The sequence below is a fragment of the Allobrachymonas denitrificans DSM 15123 genome, from assembly GCF_900110225.1.
In the GTDB taxonomy this organism is placed as follows: Bacteria; Pseudomonadota; Gammaproteobacteria; order Burkholderiales; family Burkholderiaceae_C; genus Brachymonas; species Brachymonas denitrificans.
Map to the genome: position 1 here is coordinate 1,296,876 of NZ_FOCW01000001.1, position 20,122 is coordinate 1,316,997.

Annotated in this window: 12 protein-coding genes and 1 riboswitch; of the genes, 4 read left to right on the top strand and 8 right to left on the bottom strand. The window is 63.3% G+C overall.

The features are described 5' to 3' along the window. On the bottom strand, nt 1-1,347 hold the full coding sequence (locus tag BMW28_RS06015) for a sodium-dependent transporter (protein WP_091815043.1): 1,347 nt from the start codon (nt 1,345-1,347) through the stop codon (nt 1-3). Nucleotides 1,348-1,613: 266 nt separating this feature from the next. Then, nucleotides 1,614-1,889 carry a metal/formaldehyde-sensitive transcriptional repressor gene (locus tag BMW28_RS06020; RefSeq protein WP_091815573.1) on the bottom strand — a complete coding sequence of 92 codons (276 nt, stop codon included), beginning with the start codon at nt 1,887-1,889 and terminating at the stop codon, nt 1,614-1,616. Nucleotides 1,890-1,974: 85 nt separating this feature from the next. Between BMW28_RS06020 and dmeF the strand changes: the two genes are divergently transcribed. Continuing rightward, nucleotides 1,975-2,970 (top strand): CDF family Co(II)/Ni(II) efflux transporter DmeF, encoded by a 996-nt coding sequence (dmeF, locus tag BMW28_RS06025; RefSeq protein ID WP_091815046.1) that lies wholly within the window; start codon nt 1,975-1,977, stop codon nt 2,968-2,970. 120 nt (nt 2,971-3,090) lie between these two features. Further along, the gene (locus tag BMW28_RS06030; protein ID WP_091815049.1) at nt 3,091-4,224 is read left to right on the top strand and encodes an LD-carboxypeptidase; all 1,134 of its coding nucleotides are present in this window, start codon (nt 3,091-3,093) and stop codon (nt 4,222-4,224) included. A 111-nt stretch (nt 4,225-4,335) separates the two neighbouring features. Here the strand turns inward: BMW28_RS06030 and BMW28_RS06035 are convergent, their stop codons facing one another. The 6 genes from BMW28_RS06035 to BMW28_RS06060 form a co-directional block, all read right to left on the bottom strand. After that, a complete protein-coding gene (locus BMW28_RS06035) occupies nt 4,336-6,462 on the bottom strand; it encodes a M13 family metallopeptidase (protein ID WP_200785724.1) in 2,127 nt (708 codons plus the stop codon). A 212-nt stretch (nt 6,463-6,674) separates the two neighbouring features. Continuing rightward, nucleotides 6,675-10,724: a phosphoribosylformylglycinamidine synthase gene (gene purL, locus BMW28_RS06040; protein ID WP_091815054.1), complete on the bottom strand. Its 4,050-nt coding sequence runs from the start codon at nt 10,722-10,724 to the stop codon at nt 6,675-6,677. A gap of 212 nt (nt 10,725-10,936) precedes the next feature. Beyond that, entirely contained in the window at nt 10,937-11,722 is a 786-nt protein-coding gene (locus tag BMW28_RS06045) for a heme ABC transporter ATP-binding protein (protein WP_091815056.1), read from the bottom strand. Next, nucleotides 11,719-12,723 (bottom strand): FecCD family ABC transporter permease, encoded by a 1,005-nt coding sequence (locus tag BMW28_RS06050; protein ID WP_091815576.1) that lies wholly within the window; start codon nt 12,721-12,723, stop codon nt 11,719-11,721. The genes BMW28_RS06045 and BMW28_RS06050 overlap by 4 nt, the downstream gene beginning before the upstream one ends. A gap of 8 nt (nt 12,724-12,731) precedes the next feature. After that, nucleotides 12,732-13,640, bottom strand: coding sequence for an ABC transporter substrate-binding protein (locus BMW28_RS06055; RefSeq protein ID WP_091815058.1), 909 nt, complete (start codon nt 13,638-13,640; stop codon nt 12,732-12,734). Between the two features lie 12 nt (nt 13,641-13,652). Then, nucleotides 13,653-15,692: a TonB-dependent receptor plug domain-containing protein gene (locus tag BMW28_RS06060; protein ID WP_159430724.1), complete on the bottom strand. Its 2,040-nt coding sequence runs from the start codon at nt 15,690-15,692 to the stop codon at nt 13,653-13,655. Nucleotides 15,693-15,874: 182 nt separating this feature from the next. Beyond that, a riboswitch (cobalamin riboswitch) is annotated at nt 15,875-16,135 on the bottom strand. Nucleotides 16,136-16,284: 149 nt separating this feature from the next. Here BMW28_RS06060 and map point away from each other — a divergent pair. After that, nucleotides 16,285-17,103, top strand: coding sequence for a type I methionyl aminopeptidase (map, locus tag BMW28_RS06065; protein ID WP_091815064.1), 819 nt, complete (start codon nt 16,285-16,287; stop codon nt 17,101-17,103). Nucleotides 17,104-17,111: 8 nt separating this feature from the next. Continuing rightward, nucleotides 17,112-20,033: a [protein-PII] uridylyltransferase gene (gene glnD, locus BMW28_RS06070; protein ID WP_091815067.1), complete on the top strand. Its 2,922-nt coding sequence runs from the start codon at nt 17,112-17,114 to the stop codon at nt 20,031-20,033. Nucleotides 20,034-20,122: the final 89 nt, after the last annotated feature.

Consider the following 20,122-nt stretch of genomic DNA (forward strand, 5'->3'; position numbering starts at 1 on the left):
TCACCCCATCAGCATGCTGACAAACACGGCGATCACGCCCAGCGGAGCCACGAAACGGCTCACGATGCTCCAGATCTGGTAGCCCGTGCCTTGCAGGCCCAGTTCCTTGCGGATGCTTTCCTGGTTCATGAACCAGCCGGAGAAAATGATGATGCCCAGACCGGTCAGCGGCAGCATGAACTTGCTGGTGAGCTTGTCCAGGAAATCGAAGATCGAGTTGCCCAGAATCTGCACATCGCTCCAGTGGTTGAAGGACAGCAGCGAGGCCACGCCCAGCAGCCAGATCACCGCGCCGGCAATCAGCGTGGCCGACTTGCGTCCCAGCGGCGTCTTCTGCTCCAGCAGGGCCACCACCGGCTCCAGCAGGGACATGGAAGACGTCAGCGCGGCAAATGTCAGCAGGATGAAGAACAGTGTGCCCAGCAGCGTGCCCGCCGGCATGTTGCCGAAGGCGATGGGCAGCGTCACGAAGATCAGGCCGGGGCCGGAGCTGGGCTCCAGACCGTGCGAGAACACCAGCGGGAAGATGGCCATGCCGGCCATCAGGGCGATGGTCGTATCCAGAATCACCACCGTGCGCGCAGCGCCCAGCAGGTTCACATCCTTGCCCAGATAGGCGCCGTAGGCCGTCATGATGCCCATGCCCAGCGACAGCGTGAAGAAGGCATGGCCCAGCGCCGCCAGCACCACGTTACCGTTGACGGCAGACCAGTTTGGCGTGAACAGGAATTCAATGGTGCGGCCGAAGGAGTCGGTCGCGAAGATGCCGTTGGCCACCAGAATCAGCAGCACGACGGCCAGCGCCGGCATCATGATCTTGGAGGCGCGCTCCAGACCGGAGGTGACGCCCATGGCCACGATGCCCATGGTCAAGGCCATGAAGACGGTGTGCCAAAGCAACAGGCTGCCGGAATTGGCCAGAAAGCCTTCAAAAACAGCGCCGGTTTCCTTGCCCGTCATGTCGCTGAACTTGCCGCTGCCGGTGAGGAACAGGTAATCCAGCGCCCAGCCACCGATCACGCTGTAGAAAGACAGGATCAGGAAGGCTCCCAGCACGCCGGAAACGCCCAGCCACTTCCACGCCGGAGAACGCCTCTCGGAAACAGCCACATGCTCCATGGCCTGGATCGGGTTCATCTGCGCACGGCGGCCGATCAGCCACTCCATCACCAGAATCGGTACGCCGATCAGCGTGATGCACAGCAGATAGGTGATGACGAAGGCCGAGCCGCCGCTCACGCCAGTCATGTAGGGGAATTTCCAGATATTGCCCAGACCAACTGCAGAGCCGGTAGCAGCCAGGATGAAGCCGAGCCTCGATCCCCATTGGGCGTGAGTGGATGTCATGATGCTGGAACCTTTCTTTGATCTCGTGGATGCAAAGCCCAATAGAAAGCCGTCGCACGCCAGCAGGGTTGGCCTGTGGCGCACCGTCGGAGTTCCCGGGATAAAAAATTGGCAACCGTCGGCATGGCGTGCAGCACGCCCCAGGCGGTTGCCGTGCCCCGGCCGAGGATGGTGGCCAGAGCGTCGTGTGGCGGACATTTTAGCCCACGCAGGCGAACTGCCGACTCAGCGCTATCCCCATGCAAACGATAGACGCACCCTGTGGGTCATTTGAGGTAACTGCGCAGCACTTCGAGCAGTTGCTGAGTATCTTCTTCGCGCTGTTGGGGGCTGGCATGGGGGTCATTCATGTGGCCGCTCACGTGCCCTTCCAGCACCTGCAGCATCAGGCCGTTGATCGCGCCACGGATGGACGCGATCTGCTGCAGCACGCTCATGCACTCGGCCTCGGATTCCAGCGCCTTGCCGAGGGCCTGCACCTGCCCTTCGATGCGGCGCACACGCGCCTGCAGGCGTTTCTTGTCGGTAACAGTATGGCTCATGGGGCGCATCTTAGCAGCCCTGCCGAAATCAGGATGATGGTATAGGGGGGTATACTATTTTTCATTCTGCTCATTCCTGCTTCGTATGTCTTCCACGCACTCCACGCCCCTTCGCTCCCCGTGCAAGCACGGCCATTGTTTCGACACCGGCAACCCGCTGGCCGAACGCGGCACGCGTCTGGCGATGTGGCTGACGCTGGTGATGATGGTGGCAGAGATTGTCGGAGGCTGGTGGTATGGGTCAATGGCATTGCTGGCGGACGGCTGGCACATGGGGTCGCACGCAATCGCGCTGGGCCTGGCTGCTTTCGCCTACGCCTATGCGCGCAAGCATGCGGCCGACCCGCGCTATGCCTTCGGCACCTGGAAGGTGGAGGTGCTGGCCAGCTACACCAGCGCCCTGCTGCTGCTGCTGGGCATTGCCGGGCTGATGCTTTACGAATCGGTTCATCGCATGCTCAATCCCGTGGCCATTCACTACAACGAGGCGCTTGTGGTGGCGATCATCGGGCTGGGTGTGAACCTGGTCTGCGCCTGGCTGCTGCATCGAGGTTCCGGGCACGACCATGGGCATGCTCATGCGCACGACCACGATCATGACCATCACGGGCATGGGCAGCCGCACGACCACCATGCCCATGACGACCATCAGCACGACCTCAATCTGCATGCCGCCTACATCCATGTGCTGACCGATGCGGCCACCTCGGTGCTGGCCATCGTGGCGCTGTTCGCGGGCAAATGGTGGGGGGCTGGCTGGATGGATCCGGTGATGGGCATCGTCGGCAGCGTGCTGGTTGCCAGTTGGGCCATCAGCCTGCTGCGCAAATCCGGGCGGGTGCTGCTGGATGCGCACATGACCGACCCGGTTGCCGAGGAAATTCGCGAGGCGGTGGAGCAGTCTCCAGTGCCGGCATCGCTGGCCGATATGCACCTGTGGCGCGTGGGCAAGGGCAAGTACGCGGTGCTGCTGTCGGTGCTGAGTGCCGATCCGGCCGCAGCCGAAGCAGTACGCAAGGCACTGGCGGTGCATGAGGAGCTGGTTCACGTCAATGTGGAATGGCTGGCGCAGCCCGCCTGAAAATGGCGCACACTACGGGCATGACCACGCCCGACACCGAGCATGCCCGGCTCGAACGTCCTGCAAGCGCTCCGCGCTTGTGCGAGACTGCAGAATTGTTCTGAGGGCTGCTCCTGCACCATGGATTCCGAGTTTTCCTCCCCAAGACGCAAGCTGCTGCGCGGTGGCATGGCGGCTGCAGCAAGCTGGCTGGCCTCCCCTGCCCTGGCGCAGCTGTCTTCTTCCCCTGGCTCCGCACCGGTTCGTCTGCGTTTTTTTGCTCCCTCCGGCTATCTGTCGGATCCTGCACGGATTGAAACAGGCATCAACCGCCTGCGCACGGCCGGCTTCACGCTGGACAACACCCAGGCCTTGTACCGGCGTCACCAGCGTTTTGCCGGCACCGATGCCGAGCGTATTGCCGATCTGCAGTATGTTGCGTCAGGGCGCGCCCCGACTCCCAAGGTCCTGCTGGGCGCACGCGGGGGTTATGGCGCCATGCGCCTGCTGCCGCATGTGGACTGGCCGTCTCTGGGCAGCCGCATGCGGGAAGCCGGCACGCTGCTGCTGGGTTACAGCGACATTTGTGCCGTGCAACTGGCGCTGCTGGCGCAGGGCCGGACGGGCAGCTACGCCGGCCCCCTGCTCTACAGCGAATTCGGCAGTCCCAATCCGAGCCTGTTCACGCTGCAGGAGTTCATCCGGACAGTCAGCAGCAACCAATTGCGCATCGAAGTTGCCGCCCCGACAGAGCGACACATCAGGCTGCAAGGCACCTGGTGGGGCGGCAATCTCTCGGTGCTGTCCTCGCTGGCCGGCAGCCCCTGGTTGCCGAACGTGCCCGGCGGCATCCTGTTCCTGGAAGACGTCGGGGAACAGCCCTACCGCATCGAACGCATGCTGCAGACGCTGTATCTGGCAGGCGTTTTCAGGCAGCAGCAGGCCATCGTGTTCGGCACCTTCAGGCTGAGCAACGAGCGTGACCTGTATGACGAGAGCTATGACCTCGATACCGTGATCCACACCCTGCGGCGGTTGACCGGTCTGCCGGTGCTGACAGGGTTCCCCTCCGGCCACATTCGTGACAAGGTGACCATGCCGCTGGGATATCCGGCCGAACTGCAATCAGGTGCTCAGGGCTACAGCGTGCGCTTTTCCGGCTATCCCGGCCTGGAAGCGTCGACGCTGAACCTTGCTTCGCTGCTTGAGGCGGCCAGAGACATGCGCACTGCCCCTGTTTCCGACGCACCTACGTTCGACGAGGCGAGCAACTGAGCCTGCGCAACTGCCGCGCCGCACCCGCGTACGGAGCCCCCCGGTAAAAAGCGTGTCCCTACCACGACGCTTGCGGGCACTGTCGGTAGTCGCGCATCCTTCTGCCGGGAATTACCAGATATCCACGCGATCAGCATCACCGATGACCATCCTGTCCCCCGGCTTGCAGTTGAACGCGGCTGCAAACGCCGGCATGTTGGACGGTGCGCCGATGACCCGGAACTGGGCGGGCGCATGCGTATCCGTGGAGAGGCGCAACCTGGCTTCGTCGTCCTTCATGTTCCGCCGCCACACCGTGGCCCAGCTCAGGAAGAAGCGCTGGTCATTGGTCAACCCGCCCGTCATCGGATCGGGTTTGCCTGCCGTCGCGGCCTTCATGGCGTCATAGGCTGTCGCAAGGCCTCCCAGATCAGCGATATTCTCGTCCAGCGTCAGCTTGCCATTCACGTTTTCGCCAAGCGTCTTGTAACCGCTAAACTGCTTGACGAGTTGGCCCGTGCGTTGCGCAAATGCCTGGGCATCGGCTGGCGTCCACCAGTTTTCGAACTTGCCGGTAGCGTCAAAGCGCGCCCCCTGATCATCGTAGCCGTGCGTCATCTCGTGACCGATCACGGCGCCGATGCCTCCGTAATTGGTCGCGTCATCGGCATTGGGATCGAAAAACGGCGGCTGAAGGATGGCTGCCGGAAACACAATGTCGTTGCGGGCTGCACGGTAGTAGGCATTGACAACCTGAGGCCACGTGTCCCATTCATTCCGTTCGACCGGCTTGCCGATCTTGCCCAGTGTCCACTTGTGGTTGAATTTCTGCAGCGCCTGCAGATTGTCGTAGTAGCTGTCGCGACCGGTGCGCAACCCGTCCCATGAACGCCACTTGTCCGGATAGCCGATCTTGGGCTCGAAGGAGGTCCATTTTTCCAGTGCCTTTTTCTTCGTTTCCGGGCTCATCCAGTCAAGATCCTCGATACGGGTCTTGAGTGCCTTGCCGATGTTCGCAACCAGCGCTTCCATGCGCATCTTGGCCTCAGGCGAAAATGCGACCTTCACGTACAGTTGGCCCAGTGCCTCGGCAGCACCGCTGTTGATCGTGGTCAGCACGTGCATCGCGCGCGTCTCCTTCTCTTCCTGGCCGCGGAGTGCCTTGCTGTAAAAACGGAAATGCTCCTGCACGAAGGCGTCGCTCAAATGCGGTGCTGCGGCACTTGCCGCGTGGTACTTGAGATAGGACTGCCAGACGGAGATGGGCACTTCAGCCAGCATCCTGCTGACCTCCTGATGGAATCCAGGCATGGGCAACGAAAATTTGTCTGGTGCAGCCACTCCCTGCGACTGGAAGAATTTCGTCCAGCTGAAATTGGGAGTAAGCCTGTCTGCTTCAGCCAGCGTCACGGGGTTGTATTCCAGTTCCCAATCGCGCGCCACCTCCTCCGTGGAGAGTGAGACATGGGCAAGACGTTTTTCAAGGGCCACAATGTCCGCAGCCTGTCTGGCAGCATCCGCTCCGGATACACCAATCAGCTTGAGGATGTTGGCTACATACACTTCATGGGCAGCAAGTACGTTCTTGCGGTTGGCTGCCGTGTAGTAAGTCTTGTCATGCAGACCCAGCCCCGCTTGTGCAACGTAGGCCATGTTCGTGCCCGGCGCCCTGAAATCGGGAGCGACCCAGAAGTCAAACAAGGTGCCGCGACCCTTGGCTGCTTCCACGCGAATGTATTCCGCAACCTGCTCCTTGTTCGAGAGTCTGGAAATCGCGTCCAGTTCCGCCTTGATCGGAGTATGGCCTGCTGCATTGATCCGGGCTACGTCCATGCCAGTTGCATACAGGTCGCCGATCAGCTTGTCCACTCCCTTCGCAGACTTGTTTACAGCAGCCTGCTCGGCAAGCTGCTGCTGGGTCTGCCTCGAGCGCTCCTCCAGCATGTCGAAGGAGCCCCAGCTCGTGCGATCTGACGGGACGGGGTGGGCGGCAAGAAACCTGGCGTTGGCATAGCCGGCAAAGTCATGGCAGGCATCGATGCTCTTGTCCAGATCGCCCACCTTGAAGGCGTTGAACGGCAGCAGCCTGGTCTGATCAATGGTGTATGTGCCCGCATTGGACGAGATGCCCGCACTGGGAAACTGGCTGCTGTTGGCAGCCTGTGCCGACACTGCCGCTGACACAGCAAGAGCCAGCACCAGACGCTTCGGCACGAAACCCAAGCAGTATTCGCGTGGCAAATGATGTTTCATCCTCATGACAGTTCTCCCCGTGTGTTCTTGTGTGCTTTGGTCTCAATGACGGACAACGACTGCGCAGCGTCCGAGGCTTGATGACACAGGTACTTCGCAACGGCGTCCATCCCTGGAACTGGGTGTTATCGGGATCTGTCTGAAGCGCTTCCCTGGGCTTGAACGCAAAAGAGCCGGCTTTCGCCGGCTCCCGTATCATGCGTTGCGCAAGTTGCAGATCAAGCGACCCACTTGCGCGCATTCACCCACATCTGCATCCACGGGCTGAAACCGCTGCGGTCGCCCGCCTGCTTCGGATCCGTCCAGCTCATCTGGATCTGGCGGAACACACGCTCGGGGTGCGGCATCATGGCCGTGAAGCGGCCGTCTGCGGTGGTGACAGCCGTCAAGCCGCCGGCGCTGCCGTTGGGGTTGAAGGGATAGACCTCGGTCGGCTGGCCATGGTTGTCCACGTAGCGCATGGCCTTGAGCACCTGACCCTCATTGCCCTGCATGGCAAAGTTGGCATAGCCCTCACCGTGGGCCACGGCGATCGGCAGGCGGCTGCCGGCCATGCCCTGCAGGAAGATGCTGGGCGATTCCAGCACCTCGACCATGCTCAGGCGCGCCTCGAAACGGGCACTCTGGTTGTGCGTGAAGCGCGGCCAGTGCTCGGCGCCGGGAATCATGCTGGCCAGTTCGGCAAACATCTGGCAACCGTTGCACACGCCCAGGGCAAAGGTGTCGTTGCGGCCGAAGAACTGCGCGAAGGAGTCACGCAGCATCGGGTTGAAGGTGATGGAGCGCGCCCAGCCCACGCCGGCACCCAGGGTGTCGCCATAGCTGAAGCCACCGCAGGCCACGACGCCCTGCACGTCGGCCAGCTTCACGCGGCCGGATTGCAGGTCGGTCATGTGCACGTCCAGCGCCTCGAACCCAGCGCGATCAAAAGCGTAGGCCATTTCCACGTGCGAATTCACGCCTTGCTCGCGGATCACGGCCACGCGCGGGCGGCTGGTGTGCACGGCAGGCGCTTCGGGCTTGAACGTGAGGTGCACGTGCATGCCGGGGTCTTCCTTGACGCCGGCTGCCGCATGCTCGCTGTCGGCGCATTCGGGGTTGTCGCGCAGCTGGCAGATTTTCCAGCTGACGCTGTCCCACACCTGATGCAGGTCGAACAGGTCGGCGGCAAAGATCTGCTGCGCATCGCGCCAGATGGAGAGCTGGCCCTTGCCCAGTTCCATGGCGGACGCTTCGGAGCGCACGGTGCCAATGAAGTGGCTGCTGGCGCCCAGGCCGTGCTCACGCAGCACCTGCATGACGGCGCTGCGATCGCTGGAACGCACCTGCAGCACCACGCCCAGCTCTTCGTTGAACAGGGCATTGAGCGTCTGCTCATGACGCAGGCCGCTGACCTGCTGCGCCCAGTTCTTGCTCTCGCCACTGTCCATGCGGCTGTCGCTCACGCCGTCGCCGGCGCTCATCAGCATGTCGATGTTCAGCGCCACGCCTACATGGCCGGCAAAGGCCATTTCGGCCACGGCAGCCAGCAGGCCGCCATCGCTGCGGTCATGGTAGGCCAGGATCTTGCCCTCGCGGCGCAGCTGGTTCACCGCCTTGACCAGTTCCACCAGATCCTGCGGTGAATCCAGATCCGGCACCACATCGCCGCCCTGCCCCAGTACCTGGCTCAGGATGCTGCCGGCCATGCGGTTCTGGCCGTGGCCCAGATCCACCAGCAGCAGATGGGTTTCGGCTTCCTCGTTGTTCAGTTGCGGCGTGAGCGTGCCGCGCACATCGTCCACCGTGGCAAAGGCCGACACGATCAGGCTGACCGGCGACACCACCTTGCGCGCCTGCGCAGCGCCTTCGGCGGTCGGATCCTGCCATTGGGTACGCATGGAAAGCGAATCCTTGCCCACCGGGATGGACACGCCCAGCTGCGGGCACAGTTCCATGCCCACGGCCTCCACCGTGCGGTACAGGGCCGCATCTTCACCCGCCTCGCCGCAGGCCGCCATCCAGTTGGCGCTCAGCTTGACGCGCGACAGCTCGATCGGCGCTGCCAGCAGGTTGGTGATGGCCTCTGCCACAGCCATGCGGCCGGAAGCGGGAGCGTCCAGCACGGCCAGCGGGGTACGCTCGCCCATGCTCATGGCCTCGCCCGCCACGCCGGAGTAATCGGCCAGCGTCACGGCCACATCGGCCACCGGCACCTGCCAGGGACCGACCATCTGGTCACGGTGCGTCAGGCCGCCCACGGCGCGGTCACCAATGGTGATCAGGAAGCGCTTGCTGGCTACGGTGGGATGGCTCAGCACCTGAATCACGGCATCCTGCAGGCTCAGGTCGCTCACATCCAGTGGCATGCCCTTATGCTGGATGGACTGCACATTGCGCTGCATCTTGGGCGGCTTGCCCAGCAGCACGTTCATCGGCATATCGACAGGCTGCTGACCTTCGCTGGCATCAGCACCAGTGTCCAGATCGACGTCGCCCACCTTCAGGTCGCGCTCTTCGGTGGTGACGCCCACCACGGCAAACGGGCAGCGCTCGCGCTCGCACAGGGCGCGGAACTGGGCCAGACTCTCGGGAGCAATGGCCATGACATAGCGTTCCTGGCTCTCGTTGCACCAGATTTCCTTGGGCGCCATGCCGGTTTCTTCCAGCGGCACCTGACGCAGGTCGAAGCGCGCGCCACGACCGGCGTCATTTACCAGTTCGGGAAAGGCGTTGGACAGGCCGCCGGCCCCCACATCATGGATGGCCAGGATCGGGTTGTTGTCGCCCATGGCCCAGCAGTGGTTGATCACTTCCTGGGCACGACGCTCGATTTCGGGGTTGCCGCGCTGCACCGAATCAAAATCCAGATGGGCCGCGTTGGCGCCGCTGCTCATGGAGCTGGCCGCACCACCACCCATGCCGATGCGCATGCCGGGGCCGCCCAGCTGCACCAGCAGCGTGCCGGCCGGGAACAGGATCTTGTGCGTCTGTTTGGCGTCGATGGAGCCGAGGCCGCCCGCAATCATGATGGGCTTGTGGTAGCCCATCTGGCGAACCTGTACGCCATCAGCGGTGCTGCTGACGATGGTCTGCTCGTATTCGCGGAAGTAGCCGGCCAGGTTGGGACGGCCGAATTCGTCGTTGAAAGCCGCGCCACCCAGCGGGCCTTCGATCATGATCTGCAGCGGGCTGGCGATATGCGCCGGCTTGCCGCCGGGCTGGTCGCTCATGCCGTCCCACAGCTTGGACACGGTAAAGCCTGTCAGGCCGGCCTTGGGGCGCGAGCCGCGGCCGGTGGCGCCCTCGTCACGGATCTCGCCGCCGGCGCCGGTGGCAGCGCCAGCGTAGGGAGAAATCGCCGTCGGATGGTTGTGCGTCTCGACCTTCATCAGCACGTGCTGCAGAACGTCCTCGCCCTGATAGGCCATGCCATGGCAGGTATCCCGATTGGCCACAAAGCGTTCGCTCGTGCGACCTTCCATGATGGCTGCGTTGTCGCTGTAGGCCACAATGGTGTGCTGCGGAGACACCTGCTCGGTGTTGCGGATCATGCCGAACAGGGACTTGTCCTGCTTCTCGCCATCTATGGTGAACTCGGCATTGAAAATCTTGTGACGGCAGTGCTCGCTGTTGGCCTGCGCGAACATCATCAGCTCGACGTCGGTCGGGTTGCGCTTGAGCGTGTTGAAGGCGTCGACCAGGTAGTCGATCTCGTCGTCTGCCAGGGCCAGGCCCCAGTTCTTGTTGGCCGCTTCCAGCGCGGCGCGGCCACCCTGCAGCACGTCGACCTGCTCCATCGGGGCAGCAGGCAGGTGGGTGAACAGGTCCTTGGCAGCGTCCAGCGAGGGCAGCACGCTTTCGGTCATGCGGTCGTGCAGCAGCGCGGCCACGGCTTCGCGCTCGGCATCGCTCAGGCTGGTGCCATGCACAAAGTATTCGGTACCGCGCTCGACACGGCGTACGCCAGCAGCTTCCGTCAGGCCGCAGTTGCGGGCAATGTCGGTGGCCTTGGAGGCCCAGGGCGACACGGTGCCGATGCGCGGCGTGACGACGATGGTGGCGTCGGCAGCACCCTGCTGCTCATACGCTTCGCCGTAGGTCAGCAGCTGTTCCAGCGAGGTGCGACTGGCGGCATCCAGTTCGGCATCGCTTTCCACCCAGTGGGCAAAGCGCGCGCTGATGCCCTTCACGCCGGGCGCCACCGCCTGGATCTGGTTCAGCAACTGGCGTGCGCGAAACGCGGTCAGGGCGTTGCCGCCCTCAAAGGATGTGATGAATGTTTGCATGGGGGTGGACGCAGAGGACATGAGGCCGCTGGAGAGTCGGAAATCGGGTGATGCAGGCTGGACAGCGCAAGCCGCCAGTGCAGTGGTTCTGCCAATGGAAAAACCTGCCGGTAGTGCTACCGGCATGAATAGCCTCCATTGTAAACGTCGTGTGTCATGCGGGCACCTCCGCGCCGGCCAAAACAGCCGCCTTCAAGGGCGATTACAACGGTTCAGGCAAACACTTCCCAGGGCACCACGCAGGAAGCGCCGGACTGGTCCATGCGCAGTACCTGCAGGTTGAAGACCTGCTGCAGCAAATCGTCGTCCAGCACCGCGTGCGGCGCCCCTTGCGCCACCATGCGGCCCTGTTGCAGCACACAGACCTGGGTACAGAAACGGGAGGCAAGGGTCAAGTCATGCAGCACGACCGCGACAGCCATGCCCTTGAGCGCCAGCTGCTGCAGCAAGGCCATGATGTGCAGCTGGTGGGCCGGATCAAGCGCGGCGAGGGGCTCGTCGGCCAGCAGCACCGGGGCCTGCGTGGCAAGCGCGCGTGCCAGCAGCACGCGTGCCCGTTCACCGCCCGAGAGGGTCTGCACGTTGCGGGATGCCAGCGTATGGCAGTCGGCCAGTTCCATGGCGTGCTCCACGGCCTGCCGCCCGGTCGGGGTATGGCCATCGCCATGCGGTAGTCTGCCCAGCGCGACCACATCACGCACCGGCAACGGCCAGTGCACCTGCTGACCTTGCGCCAGATAGGCCATGCGGCGGGCACGTTCGCGTGCGGACCAGCGCTGCAGCGGTTGCTCCTGCAGCGTGACGGTGCCCTGCTCCGGCTGCAACACACCCAGCAGTGCGCGCAGCAGAGTGGTCTTGCCGGCGCCGTTCGGGCCCAGCACGCCGAGCAGCTGGCCGGGCTGCAACTGCAGATCGACACCGTCCAGCAACAGGCGCTCGTCGGCCTTGACCTGCAAGCCTCTGGCCTGCAGAAACCGGGCTGTGCTCACCGGATTCATGCTTCCCTCCGGTGCAGACGCAGGATGAGCGACAGGAAGAACGGCGCACCGATCAGCGCCGTCAGCACGCCGAGCTTGAGCTCCTGCCCTTCGTTGTACATCAGGCGCACACCCATGTCGGCCAGCAACAGCAAGACGGCGCCTGCCCAGGCAGATGCAGGCAGCAGCCGCGCAGGATCGGCCTTGACCCAGGGGCGCATCAGGTGCGGCGCCACCAGACCGATGAAGCCGATGGAACCCGCCACCGATACGGCCGCACCGACGCTGCAGGCCGTTCCCACCAGCACCAGCAGGCGCAGTCTACGCAGGTCGATGCCCAGCGAATGCGCGGTTTCCTCCCCCAGCGCCAGTGCCTGCAGTCCGCGCCGCGCCTGCCACAACAGCAGCATGCCGATCACGATGGCCGGCACGGCCAGCCCCACCTCACGCATACTGCGATCAGCCAGGGAGCCCATCATCCAGAACACGATTTCCTGCAGCGCAAAGGCATTGCGTGACCAATTCATCACCAGTGCGATCAGGGCGCTGCTGAGGGCAGAAATGGCAACGCCGGCCAGAATCAGTGTGGTGGTGTCATCGTTGCGGCGAGCCAGCGCAAACACCAGTGTCACAGCCAGCGCAGTACCGGCCATGCCAGCCAGCGGCAAGGCCAGCACCATGGCTTGTGCCATGCCCGTATAAAGCGCCACTACCGCTCCCAGTGCCGCGCCACCCGTCACTCCGAGCAACCCCGGCTCGGCCAGCGGATTGCGCAGCAAACCCTGCAGCGCCGCGCCAGACATGCCCAGCGCTGCCCCCACAGCCACACACAGCACGGTGCGCGGCACACGCAGATCCCACAGGATGCGCGACGGCACCCATTCGCCCGCCAGCGCACCCCGCAGCAGGCGCAGCGGTTTCATGTCGACATAGCCGACAGCCAGCGACGCCAGCGTCAGGGCCACCAGCAGCAACCCGGCAGGCAACCACCAGAGACTGTTCCGAGATCCGGTTTCTTGCATGGCCCGCATTATGAAGCGCTCTTGCGCTGCGCCAGCGTGCGCGCTACCTGCAGGCTCCAGTAACCGCCGCAAATCGTCATGCGCGTGGGCAGGATGGTCTCGTTCAGGCTGGTATTGGCAAGTGCCGGATGCAGCTTTTCGCGCGGCTCTACGCTGGGCACCTTGCGTGCGTAATCCGGCGTCATCATCAGGTCGGGCTGGGTTTCGACCAGCCGTTCCAGCGGCAGATAGCCGTAGCCATTGAGTCCTGCCAGCACGCCGGCGTTGCGGTATCCGGCTAGTTGCAGCAGTTCATCCATCATGGTGCCCTTGCCGGTGCTGTAGCCCTGCCAGCTGCGCTCGGCAGCGATGGGCCAGGGTTTGAGGTCGTCCTGCGTGGCAGTGCGCAGGGCCTGTTCCTGCTCGCGAATCGTCTGGATCAGGGCCTGCCCCCGCTCCGGCTCCCCCACCGCTTCGGCCACCAGCTCCGTCTGTGCGATGACTTCTTCCAGCTTGTGTGCCAGTGGAATCTCCACCACGCGAAAACCCAGGTCGCGCAGCATCTGGCTGGTGTAGCGTGCGGTGTAGGCACCTACCAGCACCAGGTCGGGTTTGAGCAGCAGCACCTCCTCGGTGTCGCCGCGCACGGCAGTCAGCGCGCGGGCCTGAGGCTCCAACGCCGATAGCTCCGGATCGTGAGCCAGCTTGCTGATGGCAGCGATGCGCTGCGGCTCGACTAGTTGCAGCAGCAGCTGGTCGGTGCAGAGGTTGAGGGAGACGATGCGTTGGGGTTTGGTGACGGAAGCCGCCTTGCCAGCACCCATCTGAACCGGCTTGGAAGCCGGCTGGCAGCCCGCCAGACCTACCGCCAGGCACGCGCCTCCAAGCCACTTCATAAAGCGGCGCGCCGGCATGACTCTGGATGGGCTGTCAAGCATCGTCACAAGGTGTTAGCGGAAATTCCAGCGATACCCCACCCGGATTTCACGACCGGGCATGTTGTAGCCGTGTACTTCCTCGTAATAGCGGTCGAACAGATTGTCCACGCTGAGGCTCAGGGTGTGATGCTTGTTGATCGCGTACCCCAGGCTCATGTCCCACAGCGTATAGCCGCCGCGCTCGGCACGCGACTTCCAGCTCTTGCCGTTATAGCGGGCACCCAAGCGGGCATGCAGCTTGTCCCAGTTGCCGACCAGAGCGGCACGCACGGTGTTCTTGGGCACATATTCCAGCGGCGACCAGACACTGCCATTGCGTTGTTCGCTGCGGAAGCTGTGGGTATAACCCAGATCCAGGCGCAGGTTCGGATTGAACTGCCAGTTGCCTGCCAGTTCCAGGCCGCGCATGCGCGCCTCATCGGCATTGCGCCAGCTCTTGAGGCCGGGGCTGACATCGTAGGCGACGATCTTGTCCTTGACACGTGTGTGATAGAGCGTCAGGTCCATGTTCCAGTTGTCGCGCTCGAAACCGATACCGGCATCGACGCTGACACTGCTTTCCGGATCCAGGTTGGCGTTGCCGACATAGGTGATCGGCACCGGATACCAGTTGCCGTTGGCATCCTGCTTCCAGTCACTGCCGGAGTACTCGCCTGACAGCTTCCAGGCGCTGGGTGCGCTGAACCCCTTGCCGGCCGAAGCATGCAGCGAGATGCCCGGAGCCAGCTCATGCTTGATGCCGGCGCTTGGGCTGAACTGGCTGAAATCACGGCTTTGCGTCACGTTGCCCAATCCATCAGTCGGCAGCGTGGACATGGTGATGCGGTCATAGCGCCCCCCCACGTACAAGTTGGTGCTGCCCTCGTTCAGGCTGATGTTCTGCTGCGCATAGAGGCCATGCGTCTTCAGCTTGCTGTCCGGGTTATAGGAGAAGGTCCACGGCGGCGTACCACTGCGGGCGCTGGCTTTGGTCTGGTTGTAATCGTAGCCAAACACCAGCTTGTAGCCTTCAGCCCAGTCCCATTCGTCCTTGAGTTGCAGGCCATGCCACTTGATGCGCGAATCATAGGACTGGACCAGGCGTCCGTCCTTCTTGAGATCGTAGTTGAGATAGTTTTCCTTGCCGGTATAGGCGGCGGCGGACAGCGTGTGCTGATCTACCTTGCCTTGCAATGTCAGGCTGTAAAGGTCACGATCGGCATCCTTGCTGGTCTCGAACTGCCTGATTTCCGGATCGGGGCCGGGGTTCTGCACGTCATTGGCACGAAACAGGTCGGCACGCGCATCCAGCGTCCAGCCCGGTGCCAGTTCGGCTCCCAGTCGCAGGCCATGACTGTGTTGCTTGTAGCCACTGAATTCCATGGTCTGGCCGTGGCCATCCTTGTAATCGCCGCGCTTTTCCCAGTTGCCAAAATAGTCGAAATTGAGCGTTTCGTTGATGGCACCACCGATATCGGCCTCGACCTGGCGCAGGTTGTGGTTGCCGGCTGATACGCCCACACCCCCTTGAATATCGCCTGTACGGCGCACCGGAATCACGTTGATCACGCCCGACATGGCCTGGGAGCCATAGAGCGACGATGCCGGACCCTTCATGACCTCGACGCGAGCCACGCCATTGACTGGCATGAAGCTGATGTTGTTGTTGACCGCCGGAATGCCGTTCTGCAGCACCAGTGTCTGCATGCTTTCTCCGGTCATCGGCGAACTCGGCGTAAAACCGCGCATGCCGACGGAGCCGTTCATGCCCGGATAGCGCTTGATGTCCACATTGGTCGTTTTGCCCAGCAGATCGGCCAGTTCACGGTGCGGCGTTTCACGGATCTCCTGGCGCGTCACCACCTCGATACGCTGCGGCGTATCCTTCAGCGCAACAGGTGCACGCGCCCCCGTCACCACAACGCGATAAGCCTCGTCATTGACGACTGCCTCCGGCGCAGCGGCCACAGTCAGAGAGTCAACAGGCGCCGCAGTCTGCGCCACGGCCGCAGCAACCGGCGTCAGGCAGAACAGCAGGCCTGCCAGGCGGATGGATTCCAGATTCTTTTTCAAAGCCACACTCGATATTTTCTTGATGGCCATGCTGCACGCGGACAGTTCTCGCTGGCATCCCGCACAAACGCAGCAACAGGCAAGCCTGACGTATGCGCCCTGAACGAATGCCGATGGAAAAAGCGATGTTCTGTCTGCTCCCCGCAGACGGCCAGGTTCACGCTGCCACAACCCTTATCCGGCAGCATCCACAACAACAGGCCGGTATCCGGACTCGCAAGTTCTGGTGCATCGCCTTCCCACAGGCGGCACGCGCGTTGCCTTGCACAACGCCGCACCGCACCTGCAGTGGCTGCCACGCCTCTGGCGCAGCCTGATACACCCACACTCGCTTACCGTTGCGGGGGCAGTCCGGGCATTGACGTTGCCGTGCAACGCGCACCCGGTTCCCGTTTAACTTGCGCATTCCGGCCGGGGCCGGCGCCTGCAGGCACCTGTGGTCTAGCGCACCGGCAAGCCGCCGATGCGTGACCGATTGTAATTACAAACGCCCGCCCTGCCTATGGAACAAGCAAAACTTCGGCTGGCAGATGCCTGCACGCAACGCCCCTGCCGCCACGCGGGATGCCGCATTGCAGGATAATTGCGCCCCATGACCATCAAGATTCATACACCCGAAGAAATCGAACACATGCGGGTGGCCTGCCGTTTCGCGGCCGAGCTGCTCGACTACATCGGCCCGCACATTGTTCCCGGCATCACGACCAACGAGATCGACCGCCTGTGCGAGGAGTACACCTCCAGCCGCGGCTCGGTGTCGGCACCGCTCAACTACGCGCCTCCGGGCCACACGCCCTACCCCAAGTCCATCTGCACCTCGGTCAACCAGCAGGTGTGCCACGGCATTCCCAACGACAAGCCGCTCAAGAAGGGCGACATCGTCAACATCGACGTCACGCCCATCACCAACGGCTGGCACGGCGACAGCAGCCGCATGTTCATCGTCGGCGGCGAAGAAGCCGCACCACCCTTCGTGAGCCGACTGTGCCGCGTCACCTATGAATCCATGTGGAAAGGCATTGTCGAGGTCAAGCCCGGCGCGCGCCTGGGCGATATCGGCAGCGCGATCCAGAAATACGTGGAAGGCCACGGCTACAGCGTGGTGCGCGAGTTCTGCGGCCACGGCATCGGTCAGGAGTTTCACACCGAGCCCCAGGTGCTGCACTACGGCAAGCCCGGCACGCTGGAAGAGCTCAAGCCCGGCATGATCTTCACCATCGAGCCCATGGTGAACGCCGGCCGCCGCGAGATCAAGGAATCGAACGATGGCTGGTCCATCGTGACCAAGGACCGTTCACTCTCGGCGCAGTACGAGCACACCATCGTGGTGACGGAAACCGGCTACGAAGTGCTGACCGTGTCCGAGGGCATGCCTGCGCTGCCGGACTTCGTGTCGTCCGTCCGCACCTGAGTCCGGCCATGCTGGTGCAGGGCTCCGAAGCTGTTACCCCGGAAGCGCTCCAGGCGCTGCGCGAGGGCTACGCACGCGACAAGGATGCCCTGCTCGCGCATTTTCGGGATCCGGATATCGGCTACCGCCGCATGCGCGGGGTGCTCGGCACCCTGAAAAAGCTGACCCAGCTCACCGATGCAGTGCTGCTGGCGCTCTGGCGTCTGCACGGGCTGGACCGCGACAGGGCGGCTCTGGTTGCCGTCGGCGGCTATGGGCGCAGCGAGATGTTTCCGCATTCCGATGTGGATGTGCTGGTGCTGTTGCCTGACCCGGTGGCCACCCAACGGAATCCGGCGGAAGATGCCGGGGTTTCGGCAAAGGCCGGCGCACCAGCAACCGCCGTAGCGGCACCCCCCTCCGAACCTGAATCCCGGCCACTCGACCCGGTGCAGTCCCGTATCAGCGCCTTCATCGGCAGCTGCTGGGATCTGGGGCTGCAGATCGGATCCAGCGTGCGCACCGTGTCCGACTGCCTGAATGAATCGGCGGGCGACATCACGGTCCAGACCTCGCTGCTGGAGCGCCGCCTCATCAGTGGGCCGCCCGCCCTCTACCAGCAACTGAGCGCTGCCTACGACAGCGCCATGCAGCCCTACGCCTTCTATCTGGCCAAGACACTGGAAATGCGCCAGCGGCATGCCAAGTTCGACAACACGCCCTATTCGCTGGAGCCCAACTGCAAGGAATCTCCCGGCGGCCTGCGCGACCTGCACATCGTGCTCTGGGTGGCCAAGGCAGCCGGCTATGGCACCACCTGGGACGCCCTCACACGCAACGGCCTGATGACGCGCTACGAGGCCAAGCAGATCAAGCGCAACTACACCCTGCTCAGCCTGATCCGCGCCCGCCTGCACCTGGTCGCCAACCGGCGTGAAGACCGGCTGGTGTTCGACCTGCAGACGCTGGTGGCCGAGCAGTTCGGCTACACCGCCATTCCCCGCCAGACACGCCAGGGGCACGACCGCAGCCCCATCCGTCCAAGCGAGGCGCTGATGCGCCACTATTACTGGACGGCCAAGGCCGTGACGCAGCTCAGCCAGATCCTGCTGCTCAACATTGCCGAGCGCCTGCGCGACAGTGGGCACACACGCAACTACGATCCCGCCCCCGTCACGCGCGCCATGCGCGCCCTGCAGGCCCGCACCGAAAAACAGGCGCAACCCTCGCAGGAAGCCGGCGCCCAGCTGGCTGCCCAGGAGGTGGTCAACCCTGTGGCCAGCACCGCCACGCCGCAGACCGATTACCTGGCCATGGGCGGGCAGCGACGCGCCATGCAGCCGATCAACGAACGCTTTCTGGACAACAACGGCCTGCTCGAGGTGGTGAGCGATACGCTGTACCGCGAACAGCCACATGCCATTCTGGAAACCTTTCTGGTGCTGCAGCGGACGGTCGGCATCAAGGGCCTCTCGGCCCGCACCCTGCGCGCCCTGTTCAACGCCCGCGTGCTGATGGACAGCAAATTCCGGCGCGATCCCGTCAACCGGGAGCAGTTTCTGCAGATCCTGCAGGCCCCATCGGGGGTCACTTCTGCCTTGCGGCTGATGAACCAGACCTCCGTGCTGGGCCGCTACCTGTGGGTGTTCCGCAAGATCGTGGGGCAGATGCAGCACGACCTGTTCCATGTCTACACGGTGGACCAGCACATCCTGATGGTGGTGCGCAATGTGCGGCGCTTCTTCAAGGTGGAGCACGCGCACGAATACCCGCTGTGCTCGCAGCTGGCCGCCGGCTGGGATTCGCCCTGGATTCTTTCTACTGCAGCCCTGTTCCACGACATTGCCAAGGGCCGCGGTGGTGACCACTCACAGCTGGGCGAGCGCGAAACCCGCCGCTTTGCCAAGAATCACGGCATTGGCAAGGCAGACACCGCCCTGCTGGCCTTTCTGGTGCGCGAGCACCTCACCATGAGCACCATCGCGCAGAAGCAGGACCTGAGCGATCCCGAAGTGATCCTGGCCTTTGCCCGCACCGTGCGCAACGAGCGCTACCTGACGGCGCTTTACCTGCTGACCGTGGCCGATATCCGCGGCACCAGCCCCAAGGTATGGAACGGCTGGAAAGGCAAACTGCTGGAGGATCTGTATCAGGCCACCTTGCGCGTACTGGGTGGACATCATCCCGATCAGGATTCCCTGGTCGAATCGCACAAGCGCGGTGCGCTTGTGGAAATGGCACGCTTTTCCATGCCATTCGAAGGCCACGTCAAGCTGTGGAATGCGCTGGACGTGGGCTACTTCGTGCGGCACGACAGCGGGGATATCGCCTGGCACACGCGTCACATTGCCCGTTATGCCGGCCAGGGCAAGACCGTGGTGCGCGCCCGCCTTGCACCGCACGGTGAAGGCCTGCAGGTGCTGGTGTATTGCCCGGACCAGCCTGAGCTGTTCGCACGCATCTGCGGCTATTTCGAACAGGCAGCCTTCAGCATTCTGGATGCCAAGATCCACACCACCAGCGACGGCTATGCGCTGGATACCTTCCAGGTCGTCACCTCGCTGATGCCCGAGCACTACCGCGAGTTCATCACCATGGTGGAAACCTCGCTGGCGCGTGCCCTCGAGCAGCATGGCCCGCTGCCAGAGCCGGCACGCGGTCGCGTGTCACGCCGGGTGCGGATCTTCCCGATCACGCCTGCGGTGCAACTCTCTGCCGATGAAAAGGCACAGCACTGGGTGCTGACCATCACCACCAGCGACCGCCTCGGCCTGCTCTACCGCATCGCGCGCGTGCTCAGCCTGCACCAGATCAGTGTGGAACTGGCCAAGATCTCGACCATGGGCGAGCGGGTGGAAGACACCTTCCTGATCGAATCGCCTTCGCTGGCCTCCCCCCGTTTTCAGGCGGAGCTGGAGCGCGACTTGCTGGACGCCATTGCCATCCACTGAGGCGTTTTTCACGCATCGGCCAGAAAACATGCGCCGGATTAGCAATTGCTCACATTTTCGGTTTTCCGGCAAAACCTGTATGCGATCAG